A 12149-nucleotide genomic window follows, 5' to 3' on the forward strand; every position below is an offset into this window, starting at 1 on the left:
TGGTATGGAAATCATGGTAAAGGTGGCGATACGCGCAGCGTCAAGCAGGAAACTTATCGCTTTTGTGACATTATGAGAAGATAGAAGAAAAATCCAAGCGTAGTTCCTTATGAGGCGAGAATTTAATGTCATTATTGAGCGGGATGCGGATGGCTACTTTGTTGCTTCCGTCCCTGCGCTTCCTGGGTGTCATACGCAAGCTAAATCTTTAGATGAGTTGACAGACCGCATCCGAGAGGCATCAAACTCTGTTTAGAATTTGAGGAGGAACAGCAGAATTCGCTAGATTTTGTAGGTATTCAGCGAGTTTCGGTTGAAGTATGACTCAACTACCAAGTGTAACGGGACGCGAAGTTATTGCGGCTCGTGGGTATTGTGGGTTTTGAAATTGCTAGAGTCCGTGGAAGTCACCATATTCTGATACATAGCGACGGGCGTCGGACGGTAGTTCCCGTGCATTCTGGTGAAACAATTGGTCGTGGTTTGCTGGCACAAATATTACGTGATTGCCAGATAACTCGTGAGGAGTTCAGAATGCTATTGTGATAGACGTTTTAAGATTTGGATGGTGTTTGGTAAATAAATCCTTTTCAACCATAAACTCAGTCAGAACCAAACCTAAAGCCATAATTACAACAATTACAACTACAATCCCAGCCACACCTGCTCCAAAAACAGCCATAACCATAAACTCAACTGAAGCCCCACAAACAGCCCCCACAAACAGCCGAAATAAAAAAAGCATAAAAGGAGGTCGTGGCTTCTATTTCCTAGACTCCAATGGGCATAACTTGGAACTATTAACTCGTGCATAATGTGGTATCACCCAACAAAATTCTTACTTTAGATTGATGACAATTAATTAAGTCATACTAATATGTGACTTGCATCACTTTTATTTTCTAACTGAAGATAAGTTCCAACTGTTTCTTATGAAAGATGAATAAAAAGTATTGGATAAGTTTAAATAGAATGCATAAAGAAAAGACACCAAAGGAGACAAAATAATGAATCTTATTGCTTGGGTCGTTTTAGGTATTCTAGCTGGCGCTATTGCAAAAGCAATCTATCCTGGTTATCAAGGTGGCGGAATATTATCGACAATAGTTCTAGGTATTGTTGGTGCTTTCGTTGGTGGAACATTGGTTAACGTACTGCAAACTGGAACATTCACACTAACTACTGCAACCTTGAGTATTCCTGGTTTGTTCGTTGCAGTGTTAGGCGCGATGATTGCTATTTTCTTGTACTATCAATTTTCCCGCAGGGCAATCTAAAAAATCATTTATTATTTTTCAACAAATAGATTTCACAAAAAATAATTTTTGCAGCATTTACCATATTGTGAAGAGCTTTGGCTTAAAAAGACATTCCCAGGCTCAACCTGGGAATAAGTCTAAAACAGAGTCCTTCGTTGTGCATCTGTAGTTAATCCTTCTTCATCCAACTGAATATAGCGCGTAAATCTTTGCTCATCTCCTCAAAGAGCAAATTTATTTTTTTTCTTGTTCTGATGTTGGTAATTGTTGATTGGGAATAGATGATTTTGGTGCAAAGATTATAAATGCAAGTCCGGCGAGAACTATAAGCGCGATAAATGCCGCGATTAACTTCCAAATTCTGTGAGGATATATAGTTTTTGTTCCACGAGGAGAAGGTAGTATTGTCTCAAAACTTAGAATTTGAGTAGCCGAACGTTGCAAATCCTGTAAAACCTCTGTGGCAGATTGATATCTTTGCCTGAAGTCATAGCGTACCATTTTATATAAAATTCTAGCTAACTGAGGACTGACGTTTGCTTGACTGCGCCAGCTAATCTTGTTTGTACTGGGATCACGTGATAGTTTCTTAGGATGCACTCCTGTTAAAGCTTGGATACATAAAATTCCCAGTGCATAAATATCACTGCTAAATTGTGGTTCGCCATTCGCCTGTTCTGCTGGTACATAGCCTGGTGTGCCGATGGCAACAGATTGCTCTTGAGAATTGAATGTCTCATTGCTAATTTGTTTGACTGCACCAAAGTCAATCAGAACTAACTTGCTGTCTTGTTTGCGTCTGATTAAGTTTGAGGGTTTAATATCACGATGAATCACACCCCGTTTATGAACAAACTCTAGTATTTCCAGTACGTCTCGCAAAAGGAAAATCACATAGGATTCACTCATCTGTTTGCCTAAAGTAATTTCTCGACTTAGATCCTCACCATCAATAAATTCCTGAATTAAATAAAATTCTTGGTTTTCTTCAAAGTAAGCCAATAATTGAGGAATTCGGTCATCTCTTCCCAATATTTCTAAGACCTCTGCCTCTGTATGAAATAAGCGTCTGGCAATATGGTAATGATGATCTAGTTCCCTAAAACTAAGTTGGAGTTGCTTGACAACACATAAAGTACTGAGTCGGTCTATATCTTCAGCCAAATAAGTTTGACCAAATCCTCCCCTTCCTAATTGTCGAATTATTCTGTAGCGTCCTTTCAAAATACTTCCCAAACCTACAGGAGCGATCGCATGACTTTGATTGACTTCCTCAGTGGACAAAGGTTGTGGCAAAGGCGGGGGCACATTAGATATGGGAAGAACTGTAGACAGTGCTTCTAAGGCTTCACCACAGCGAATGCAAAAACGGTTGGCAATTGAATTTTCATGCCCTTGACTACAACAGATACGCGAAAAGCCTTGGTTTGGAGGTGGTTGTTGGCTGGGAGGCGGGTTGGCGATAGTTCCAGAGGGAGTCGCCGAAGAGGGAATCACACTTGGCATCCATGATATCTGACTTTGATTTTCAGGTTGTGACGCTTCAGTTGTTGGATTTGCCTGAGTAGGTTCTACCCCAGTGGCAATTCGACGAAATTCGTTTCCAGTTAGTGATGGTTCGGCGGGGTTTTGAAAAACTGTTGGCAACCAAGTCACACCTGGATACTTTACCTCCAGATGATGTATTCTTTCCCTAGCTCGCCTGACTGCTAGATTAACAGATCTTTCGCCAACAAACGCTTCGAGAAAACGTTGCAAAAACTTCTGTGCCACCACATCTGGCACTGGTTCCCGCATCACAATGATTTGCGGAATATGTAAATCAGCTAATTCTCTGGCGATTCCCAACCCATCACAAGAGTTGAAAATCGCTAGCTGCAAACCCTCTTCAACAGCTTCTCTCAAAGCTGGTTTTAAATCACCAATAGTAATTGTCTCATCCGGATTGAGTTCGATTAGCCCCCTTGTCCCATTTTCTTCACTTGAACTATGACCAGCGAAAAAGAATAAATTTGGGGGTCGCCTCTCAATTTCCTCGTATAAATCCTCTAATTCTGGTTCTATTAAAGGAGTAAAATCGGTATCTGTGGATAAATGTTGTTTTAGCAACTCCAAGTCTGTATTAAGTTTAATTTCAGTGATATTTCCAACTCCTTCTCGCTTGCCAAAAACTGCTAAAATTATTGGTTTTTCTCTAGAAATTATTTTTTTTTGCCTTCGCACTGGCAGACTTAAAGCCACCTCAGATCTAAGATAGTGCTGAAAAAAATCATCCCACAAATGCCAAGGCAGCCGCTGTAAATCTGAGTTTTGAGTTTTAATTATGACCCGGATTTCCTCCGATTTATCATTCAGGTTTTGGTATAAAGTTCTTGATATAGACTGCATTTGTGGGGAATTGAGCCAGTCATTCAAACTGCATTTTAGGTTTCGACTGGCTGTTTTGATTTGTGGGATGGAAGTCGTAGATCCGGCAACGTGGATGCGAGAAGATCTTAAGTTGGATACTAGACTATTGTAAGGTAGTTGCCAATTTTTATACTGTTTAAGCAACTCTGGAGCGGGAGGCAGTTTGCCATTCGCTTCTGCAAAGCCGTATTGACCTTCTGTGGCAATTTCCAGAAAAACTGGAAACCCATTTTCAAAATCACCATCTACTATATTAAGGACAACTAACTTGCTCATTGCCGCTTCTTTTAGTGAGAATTAAATAACGAAATCCTTTGTGAAACTAGCCTCACCCAACACAATTTTTAACTTGAACTGTTCTCCTGGCCGACCACCAATCTTTAATTGAATCTTGTTATCAGCATTTTTAGCTTCAATTTGCAACAGTATGTTACGATTTGTATCAAGCACAATGCTTTGCAAACCTGGTGGCAAGATGTTAGTTCTAGTAGGATGTACTTGCAGAATAATTTCTCTTTCCTGAGCAACTTTTGACACGACAGCTATAACTAAGGCTAACTCTTCATCTGTTGCTAAAGTTCCTAAAGAAATCTGTTGTGCCCGCACAATTCTTTGAGAAAGTTGAGCGCTTCTTGTCGCAAAAATCAGATAAGCTTTTTCTCTTCCAAAAACTTCTTCTACTGTCTGCCAGCTTGCATCTACGAGATTTTGCAGCCATTGGCTCAAATTTACAATCGCCAGATTTTGTGTAATATCTGTTGCTTGAATTTGTAAAAAATGTGTATTATCACTAACTTGAGAAGAAGTGTTAGCAAAGCTTGATTTCAGCGCAGCTACTTTTTCCAACTCGTCTAAAAGGTTCTCCAGTGGTTGGAGTTGAGAAACTTCTATTTCTTGTGGTAACAGTCCTGCTGCATTGGCTGGAGTAAACCCCAATATATGCACTTGGTCTAGATTTTCCTCAAATAAAACTGCGACTACGCCTATGCGGTCTTCGGTTACCTCTTTTGGTAAAAAAATAATTTTGTCATCAGTTAAAACGGGGCGGCACTCTAAAGAGCCGAACTCTGGTAAAACTAAATCAGCAACATCATGAAAACGTCTAATAATAGGATGCCAACTATTGCCTTGGCTAATATCCGTAGCTATATCCATCAGTTGCAGGAAACTATGTACAGCGTACACAGCTAGAGTATTCAGATAAACTTGTTTCCCTTTCTGGGAGGTAGCTTGTTCAACCTCAAATTGCCTCGCATATTCATGGGCAATGCTTGGCAGTGGAACGCTGATTGAAAAGGTTTGTGTATTGTTCATGGTTCTTCTTCCCTTAGATATCCAAGGTTTTTAGTAATTTCTCGTATGAGAGGTTTGCATCTTCTGTGCCAATGACTAGTCACAGTTCCAGAAGGGATGTTCAAATCCTTGGCAATTTCATGCCACTTATCTGGAGGATCTTTTAAAAAACGCCTCTTAATTAATTCTTGACAATTGCAAAAATCTATGCAGTCGGGATGACAGTTTTGTAACTTTCCTTGTGGATCTTGTTCAAGATAATCTCTGAGTTTACGGTCAAGTTCGTGGCTTTTTTCGCGATTTTCTTCTTCAATGACGCGAAGTATTCCACTCAGGCGAATAGTTCCATCGATAGCGCGATCGCTGACAATTTCGTTAAAAGTTTCGCCACCTTGTTCGGTGTTGATAAGATTATCTATTGATATCTCCCGTTTTGTTTGAGGAGAAAATAATTCTATAACCTTGTATTGCAAACCTAATTTTTTGTTAATCCATAGCGTTAAACTACCTGTGAGTGTTGGTAGTACAGGGTTAAATTCGGTGCAGAGGCGATCGCGCACCTGAATTAAAATGTCATGGAGGACATCAGGATATCTTTCATGTTCATAGCCACGCCGAGGTTTGGCGAGTCCTCGTAGCTGTTGAAGTCGCTTTAGTAGAGGGATAAAGGCTTTTCGCCTTTGAAAGCTACCAGCTTTTTGTTGGCAAAACTCTGAGATTAACTGGTAAAGTTGTATGTCTTCTGGACTACCGTCTAAAATTTGACGCAGTTCTTGCAGGAGTAGACATGTAGGTTCATCCTGATTTTCCATAGATGCAGGATCAAATTAAAGAACAAAGATATATCCTCAGTATTATCTAAAAAAGCACTCACGGTACCAATACTGCTTAGTTAAGAAAAATAGAGGGTATAGGTGCAAGCGTGAAAAATAGTACAAAAAGACGTTCCCAGGCAGAACCTGGGAACAAGTCTAAAACAAGTCTAAAACAAAAAATTATCTACTTCTTATCTGCGTTCATCCGCACGGCAGGTGCTAAGAAAGCGGGAAGCCGCCTTCGGCGTCTACAAGTCGGCGCAGCCGCCCAACGCACTGCCTCGTCCATCTACGGTTAATTACTTTTTCAACCAACTAAACATAGCGCGTAAATCTTTACCCACTTCTTCAACACGATGTTCAGCCTCTTGACGACGCATTGCAGTAAATCCAGGTTTACCAGATTGGTTTTCTAAAACAAATTCCCGTGCAAATTGACCAGATTGAATTTCTTGCAGAATTTTGCGCATTTCTGCCTTGGTTTGTTCATTCACAATCCGAGGTCCACGAGTATAATCGCCATATTCAGCGGTATTGGAAATACTGTCGCGCATTTTAGCTAAACCGCCTTCCACAACCAAGTCAACAATCAATTTGACTTCGTGGAGACATTCAAAATAAGCTAACTCTGGTTGATAACCGGCTTCCACCAAAGTTTCAAAACCAGCTTTAATTAAAGCACTTAAACCACCGCACAGAACTGCTTGTTCACCAAACAAATCGGTTTCGGTTTCCTCGCGGAAAGTTGTTTCGAGAATACCAGCGCGGGTTCCACCGATACCTTTAGCATATGCCATTGCGCGATCGCGTGCCTGACCACTCGCATCCTGAAACACCGCAAACAAACAGGGTACACCCTCCCCTTGTTCATAAGTCCGGCGTACTAAATGTCCTGGTCCTTTTGGCGCAACCATCACCACATCTACGTTCTCAGGTGGGACAACTTGACCAAAATGAATATTAAAGCCGTGGGCAAATAACAAAACATTTCCTTCTTCCAGATTGGGTTCAATGTCGTTTTTATAAACCGTTTTTTGCACCTCATCTGGCAACAAAATCATAATGAAGTCAGCGGCTTTAACAGCATCGGCAACATTTTTCACGGTTAACCCAGCAGCTTCAGCTTTCGCCGCTGACTTACTACCCGGATATAGTCCGACAATCACGTTCAAACCACTATCTTTAAGATTAAGGGCGTGGGCGTGACCTTGGGAACCATAACCAATTATGGCTATGGTTTTTTGTGCCAAAAGGTCTAAATTTCCGTCTTCGTCATAGTACATCCGGGCCATAATAGCTTCTCCAGTCAGCAAGCGTCCTGATTGATTGCAAGTTTATAATCTTACCGCAAAACTTGACCAAAACTCCTAATTCATAAGCTAGCCAGCATCCATCCTAGTGCTAATCCAAAGGCTGCGGTTCCAGTCAAAACAGCCATAGCAGCATTGAAACTCTTTAAATATTTGTTTAACCTTGTGGCGGCTTTGTTGAAAATTACTACGAAATTGCAATACAAAACTAAACGGATAATCACTTGCCAACCGATTATCATCCACAGCAAGATTATCAAAATAACTGTTAAAGCTGGAGCTACAATTCCACGGGTACTTATTACATCAATCAATAGAAAAGCGAATAATAAAATATTTATACAATACATAATTATTGTAAACTCTGAAACCTTTGGCAAATGTAAAATACATAAACTAATAGCTAAAATAGAACGTGAAAAAACTACAAAAAGTATTAATCTCCAAGTAGTCTTGGAAAGACGCCTAGAAATAATAGAAGCTAAGGGAAAAATAGCAAAATAAATGACTGTAGGCACAGAAACAACAGAAGATTGTTTTATTAACCAGCCGTCAAAAGTACTGATACTAAAAAAAGCAATTACCCAACCCCACATTTTTGATGTCGGACGAGCGAAAATTTTGTCAAAGTATTTAAGGAAATTAAGGAAATTAATGTTGCCTCTCGTTGCTTTAAAAGGGAACATAGTTTTTTAATTAGATTTTGGTTAAATTTTTCACAAGTAAAATATTCTTCCGTCTTGAGCCAAGCATGTATAGCGAACTCATGCAGTTTTTAAAAGTGTTTTTTTACGTATAATACAGCACACGAGTTAATATCAATTGAGTAATACAATAGTTTTTATTAAAGATTTTTTATTGAGGTAAAACGTTGTCAAGCAGATTATATTAGATTTTGGGAATCATAAAACATAACAATATTTGTAAAATTGAACAAAAAAATATCAGCTTATTTTATATAGCTGATATGATACAATTTTGTATTTTAGATTCAGGTAAGATACTCAGATTTTCTCCTGAAAATATTTTGTATTGGGTTACTATGACTAAGCAAAGCAAGGAAATGTTTTTAGATTTCGCGATCTATTCTTTGCACTTCGTCATCTGATAATTTCACATCAACAGCATGTACTGTGTCTTCAATGCTGGAAGTTTTGCTTGCGCCAGGAATAGGCAATATCGCAGGCGATTTAGCACGCAACCAAGCCAGGACAATATTATAGACTGATACGCCTTTTTCTTTGGCAAGTTTGGCGATCGCCCCAATATCTTCCAAGCCATCATGGCGACGCCTACCGCCATAAGGACTCCAAGGTAGAAATGTCAAACTCTCATGCTGACAATACTCCAATACGCCATCAAATTCTGGCTGACGTTGCCAAGGGTTGTATTGATTTTGCACGGAGACAATATCAACCACATCCCGTGCCCGTTTTATTTGTTCTACAGAAAAGTTGGAAACTCCCACGAACCGAATCATTCCTGCATCCACGGCTTCTTTGGCTGGTGCGAGGGATTCCTCTATCGTATAACTTTTATCTGGTGAGTGATATTGCCACAAATCAATCGGTTTTTTACCGCCCAAAGCCTCAAAGCTGATGCGGATGGTTTCGCGTAAATGCTGTGGGTTACCGTTGGGTGTCCAATTTCCATTTGGGCGCATTAAGCCGCCTTTGGTTGCGACAACAACATGACTCACATCGCCTTTGTAGGATTCTAAAGCTTGGTGAATCAATCGCTCACTGTGGTGCTTGTCGCTTTCATCTTTGCAGTAGGAGTCGGCTGTGTCAATGAACGTGATACCCAAATCCAAGGCACGATGGATGACATCAATTGACTGTGACTCTGGGGGACGATTGCTTATTGACATTGGCATAGCCCCTAAACCAATTGCACTTACAGAGATACTTGTTTTGCCTAGCTGTTTTGTTTCCATGTTTCTCGCTTTCGTTTCAGCGTTATGAATTGGATGATAACTTCGCATTAAGAGGCTAAGAAAAACTCTGTATTTTTACCTCTGGCACGAGAGGTAGAAGAAAATTATGGTTACACAAACTGCAACAATGCAAAAAATAGGTTTTTGGTTCAGCCATACTTGGAATAAGTTCATCCATCTGTGGGTAGATTATGAGTGGCTTGAGTCAAGTAATATTTTCGATACGTAAACCAACTCTTGTTCTAAGTGTAGTGGCGGGAGGGGTTATTCTAACAAGCTGTGCTTCTGTTCCTAGTGCTGAGTCTACAAACCAAGCGTTACCTAAAGCTCAAATAAACAACCAATTGGCTGATACAGCAGCACGATCAGCACTAACTGAGGTAAGTGAAACGACATCTACAACGGCTCAAGCTGCACAAATTACCCGTCCCCGTCAACAACTCATTAAAAAGGCAGCCATAACTCTGATTGTTGATTCTGTGGATAAGAGTATCGATGCTGTCTCTCAAATTATCAGTCAACAGCAAGGGGACTTAATCAAGCTAGAAGAACAACAGCCCAAAAATGAATCTGCTCGTCATACAGCAACAATACAGTTGCGAATTCCTCAAAACCTACTGGAACCGACTTTAGAGAAACTGACAAAACTAGGATCTGTCCAAAGCCGCAACATCACGGCTGTTGATGTAGGTGATCAAATTGTAGATATTCAAGCGAGATTAAGCAATTTGCGGATAACAGAAAGCAACTTACAGAAAATTATGGATCGCGCTGGTTCAGTTAGGGATGTGCTGAGTGTTGCTAAAGAACTAAGCAACGTGCGACAGTCAATAGAGCAAATTGACGCTCAGTTGAAAAACTTACAAAATCAAGTTGCTTACTCTACCATCACATTGAACATAGAAGCAGCAGTATCTGGTAACGCCCCACAGCGTACTTTTGGTTCACAAATGCAGTCAGCCTGGAATAATTCCACTCACTCTTTGGCAGAATTTACTTTTGGTTTGGTGAAGATGGGTATTTGGTTAGCTGTTTATAGTCCCTATTTGTTGATTTTGGCTGCTGCTAGCTATGGTTTGACTCGTTGGCGACGGAATAATGCACAACGTTCAGTATCAATACCAGAATCTGGTCATTCTGATAGATTGGATTAGGGGTGTCAGAGTTTGCAAAAAGAAGCACTCGCGTTCAGCACTGCCCCCAAAGCAGGCAACTGGCGTTCTGACTCAAAAATTCTTCTTTTTGACTTCTCCATACCTTCCAGAAGATTTGTAAAGAAAAAATTAAAAATTTTGAATATTAAAATTTGGAATCTTACATTTTTAATCAAAAATTAAACAACCTCTACTGCTCGTCTCCTTACTCGTTTATTCTTTAATAACCTTCTGTTTGCTCATTATTTGTACTAATTAAGACTAAATGATGATCCGATAGAATGCAAAGATATGTAGCAGAAGCATATTTAAGCTCTTATGCCAGAACTACGTCAATCAATCGCTCAGCACTACCACGAACGAACTAAGTACGATCCGCAGACTATCGCCTCAAAGAGTAAGGGCTTAAACTGGTCTAAGCAACCAGTGCCGTTCAAAGAGTACAAAATTGGCTCTACTTTTGACCTCAGGCCCTACATCCAAGAGAAAGCAGAAGCTTTTGTTGACAAGCCTGATGCACAATGGTGGCATAGGTTGTCGCGGCTGCTGTTTTGCAGCTACGGATTGCCAGCAAAAATGCCTTCTATGGGAAATACGGTATATTTGAGGGCTGCACCCAGTGCGGGTGGTTTGTATCCTGCGGAGATGTATGTTGTTTCTCGTGGCACTGCGTTGTTGCCGCCGGGAGTGTACAATTACCAGTGTCGAACTCACTCTTTGATCGCTTGTTGGGAAAGTGATGCTTGGCAAAAGCTGCAAGAAGCTTGTTTATGGCATCCGACTTTGCAAAAGACGCAGTTAGGAATTATTATTACTGCAGTTTTCTATCGTTCAGCTTGGCGATATGAAGATAGAGCTTACCGAAGAATTTTTTTGGATACAGGACACTTGTTAGGTAATATCGAGTTAGCTGGCGCTATGACTCAATATCGCCCTCACCTGATTGGTGGCTTTGTAGATGAAGCGGTGAATGAATTGCTCTACATCGATTCTCAACAGGAAGGTGCGATCGCCGTGATCCCCCTAGCAGACTTGCTGGATATCAAGCAAAACATACTCACAGGACCAACAGCTTTACCCTCTGCGACAGAAACGAACTATCCTGATATTCCCGATGGTAAACTCCTGAAATATTTTCATGACTGCACGCAAATTCCACCAGGAACAACCGGTAAACTCACTTCACCTGAAGTCAAACAAGAAAAATCTTTAGAGGATAAATATAACTTCCCTTTCTGTGAAAAAATCTCTACAGTTAGCCAACCTATCCAATGGGGAGAAAAACTCGATGGATTAGAAGTGACCATTCTCAAACGGCGTTCTACCCGTGCTTACAGTGGTGATGATTTAACATTTGATGAACTAAAAGCTTTACTCGATTTTTCTTACCAACCTCAACATTATGTTGACCAAGGTTTTGATCATTCGACTGATTACTTTGACCTAAATTTAATAGAAACATTTATTGCTGTTTCTGGGGTAGAAGGTGTTGAGGCAGGGTGTTACTATTATGCGCCCAAAGCACAACAATTGCGACAAATTCGTTTTAAAAACTTCAGAAAAGAGTTACACTTCCTCTGTTTGGGACAAGAGTTAGGACGGGATGCAGCAGCAGTCGTTTTTCATACAGCTGATTTAAAATCAGCAGTCGCTCAGTATGGCGATCGCGTTTACCGTTATCTGCACATGGATGCTGGTCATTTGGGACAAAGGCTAAATCTAGCTGCTATTCGCCTTGGTTTGGGTGTTAGTGGTATTGGTGGTTTCTTTGATGACAAAGTGAATGAAGTACTTGGTATTCCTGCGGATGAAGTTGTGTTATACATGACTACGTTAGGAAGACCGAGGTAATACCAATTTAAAATCACCGATAGCGTTTGCGCAGCGTCCCTCTTAGGGACTAGCGTGCCCGTAAGCGCAAAGCGCACACTGAGTCCCAAGGGGACACGCTACGCGAACGTGAACGCGCAGCG

The 12149-nt window shown here is 40.6% G+C and carries 14 protein-coding genes; 7 read left to right on the plus strand and 7 right to left on the minus strand.

Annotation, left to right across the window (positions count from 1 at the left end; translation table 11 throughout):
• Nucleotides 1–109 precede the first annotated feature (109 nt).
• Nucleotides 110–256 (plus strand): type II toxin-antitoxin system HicB family antitoxin, encoded by a 147-nt coding sequence (locus tag AC5590_RS30340; RefSeq protein WP_246162764.1) that lies wholly within the window; start codon nt 110–112, stop codon nt 254–256.
• 119 nt (nt 257–375) lie between these two features.
• Nucleotides 376–546, plus strand: coding sequence for a type II toxin-antitoxin system HicA family toxin (locus AC5590_RS30345; RefSeq protein WP_246163399.1), 171 nt, complete (start codon nt 376–378; stop codon nt 544–546).
• On the opposite strand, the gene AC5590_RS30350 is transcribed toward AC5590_RS30345, so the two are convergent.
• Nucleotides 530–745, minus strand: coding sequence for a hypothetical protein (locus AC5590_RS30350; protein ID WP_169266996.1), 216 nt, complete (start codon nt 743–745; stop codon nt 530–532). The two genes, AC5590_RS30345 and AC5590_RS30350, sit on opposite strands and share 17 nt — an antisense overlap.
• 262 nt (nt 746–1007) lie before the next feature.
• Between AC5590_RS30350 and AC5590_RS30355 the strand changes: the two genes are divergently transcribed.
• The gene (locus AC5590_RS30355; RefSeq protein WP_169266997.1) at nt 1008–1277 is read left to right on the plus strand and encodes a GlsB/YeaQ/YmgE family stress response membrane protein; all 270 of its coding nucleotides are present in this window, start codon (nt 1008–1010) and stop codon (nt 1275–1277) included.
• Nucleotides 1278–1493: 216 nt separating this feature from the next.
• Here AC5590_RS30355 and AC5590_RS30360 read toward each other — a convergent pair whose 3' ends face one another.
• The 3 genes from AC5590_RS30360 to AC5590_RS30370 are packed head-to-tail and all read right to left on the minus strand — an operon-like array spanning nt 1494 to nt 5773.
• Nucleotides 1494–3944 (minus strand): protein kinase domain-containing protein, encoded by a 2451-nt coding sequence (locus AC5590_RS30360; RefSeq protein WP_169266998.1) that lies wholly within the window; start codon nt 3942–3944, stop codon nt 1494–1496.
• Between the two features lie 21 nt (nt 3945–3965).
• Nucleotides 3966–4982, minus strand: coding sequence for a DUF1822 family protein (locus AC5590_RS30365; RefSeq protein WP_169266999.1), 1017 nt, complete (start codon nt 4980–4982; stop codon nt 3966–3968).
• Entirely contained in the window at nt 4979–5773 is a 795-nt protein-coding gene (locus AC5590_RS30370) for a hypothetical protein (protein ID WP_169267000.1), read from the minus strand. The genes AC5590_RS30365 and AC5590_RS30370 overlap by 4 nt, the downstream gene beginning before the upstream one ends.
• Before the next feature lie 110 nt (nt 5774–5883).
• On the opposite strand from AC5590_RS30370, the gene AC5590_RS30375 reads away from it, so the two are divergent.
• A complete protein-coding gene (locus AC5590_RS30375) occupies nt 5884–6075 on the plus strand; it encodes a hypothetical protein (protein ID WP_169267001.1) in 192 nt (63 codons plus the stop codon).
• Here AC5590_RS30375 and ilvC read toward each other — a convergent pair whose 3' ends face one another.
• The 3 genes from ilvC to AC5590_RS30390 form a co-directional block, all read right to left on the minus strand.
• Nucleotides 6076–7068 carry a ketol-acid reductoisomerase gene (gene ilvC, locus AC5590_RS30380; RefSeq protein WP_169267002.1) on the minus strand — a complete coding sequence of 331 codons (993 nt, stop codon included), beginning with the start codon at nt 7066–7068 and terminating at the stop codon, nt 6076–6078. It lies immediately after the preceding gene.
• Between the two features lie 80 nt (nt 7069–7148).
• Complete coding sequence (locus tag AC5590_RS30385; protein WP_169267003.1) at nt 7149–7772, minus strand: hypothetical protein; 624 nt, start codon at nt 7770–7772, stop codon at nt 7149–7151.
• Between the two features lie 383 nt (nt 7773–8155).
• Entirely contained in the window at nt 8156–9022 is an 867-nt protein-coding gene (locus AC5590_RS30390; RefSeq protein WP_169267004.1) for an aldo/keto reductase, read from the minus strand.
• 106 nt (nt 9023–9128) lie between these two features.
• On the opposite strand from AC5590_RS30390, the gene AC5590_RS30395 reads away from it, so the two are divergent.
• The 3 genes from AC5590_RS30395 (at nt 9129) to AC5590_RS30405 (ending at nt 12027) form a co-directional block, all read left to right on the plus strand.
• A complete protein-coding gene (locus AC5590_RS30395) occupies nt 9129–9251 on the plus strand; it encodes a hypothetical protein (RefSeq protein WP_256379412.1) in 123 nt (40 codons plus the stop codon).
• Complete coding sequence (locus AC5590_RS30400; RefSeq protein ID WP_169267005.1) at nt 9214–10176, plus strand: DUF4349 domain-containing protein; 963 nt, start codon at nt 9214–9216, stop codon at nt 10174–10176. Before AC5590_RS30395 ends, AC5590_RS30400 begins: the two co-directional genes overlap by 38 nt.
• 318 nt (nt 10177–10494) lie before the next feature.
• The gene (locus tag AC5590_RS30405) at nt 10495–12027 is read left to right on the plus strand and encodes a SagB/ThcOx family dehydrogenase (protein WP_169267006.1); all 1533 of its coding nucleotides are present in this window, start codon (nt 10495–10497) and stop codon (nt 12025–12027) included.
• The last annotated feature ends 122 nt before the right edge of the window (nt 12028–12149 follow it).

The organism is Brasilonema octagenarum UFV-OR1, assembly GCF_963888615.1.
GTDB lineage: Bacteria > Cyanobacteriota > Cyanobacteriia > Cyanobacteriales > Nostocaceae > Brasilonema > Brasilonema sennae.

What these genes read in the sequence shown, in the direction of transcription:
- AC5590_RS30365 (WP_169266999.1), bottom strand. Translation starts at nt 4,982, where the DNA reads ATGAACAATACACAAACCTTTTCAATCAGCGTTCCACTGCCAAGCATT.
- AC5590_RS30350 (WP_169266996.1), bottom strand. Translation starts at nt 745, where the DNA reads ATGCTTTTTTTATTTCGGCTGTTTGTGGGGGCTGTTTGTGGGGCTTCA.
- AC5590_RS30395 (WP_256379412.1), top strand. Translation starts at nt 9,129, where the DNA reads ATGGTTACACAAACTGCAACAATGCAAAAAATAGGTTTTTGGTTCAGC.
- AC5590_RS30385 (WP_169267003.1), bottom strand. Translation starts at nt 7,772, where the DNA reads ATGTTCCCTTTTAAAGCAACGAGAGGCAACATTAATTTCCTTAATTTC.
- AC5590_RS30405 (WP_169267006.1), top strand. Translation starts at nt 10,495, where the DNA reads ATGCCAGAACTACGTCAATCAATCGCTCAGCACTACCACGAACGAACT.
- AC5590_RS30355 (WP_169266997.1), top strand. Translation starts at nt 1,008, where the DNA reads ATGAATCTTATTGCTTGGGTCGTTTTAGGTATTCTAGCTGGCGCTATT.
- AC5590_RS30400 (WP_169267005.1), top strand. Translation starts at nt 9,214, where the DNA reads ATGAGTGGCTTGAGTCAAGTAATATTTTCGATACGTAAACCAACTCTT.
- ilvC (WP_169267002.1), bottom strand. Translation starts at nt 7,068, where the DNA reads ATGGCCCGGATGTACTATGACGAAGACGGAAATTTAGACCTTTTGGCA.
- AC5590_RS30340 (WP_246162764.1), top strand. Translation starts at nt 110, where the DNA reads ATGAGGCGAGAATTTAATGTCATTATTGAGCGGGATGCGGATGGCTAC.
- AC5590_RS30390 (WP_169267004.1), bottom strand. Translation starts at nt 9,022, where the DNA reads ATGGAAACAAAACAGCTAGGCAAAACAAGTATCTCTGTAAGTGCAATT.
- AC5590_RS30360 (WP_169266998.1), bottom strand. Translation starts at nt 3,944, where the DNA reads ATGAGCAAGTTAGTTGTCCTTAATATAGTAGATGGTGATTTTGAAAAT.
- AC5590_RS30370 (WP_169267000.1), bottom strand. Translation starts at nt 5,773, where the DNA reads ATGGAAAATCAGGATGAACCTACATGTCTACTCCTGCAAGAACTGCGT.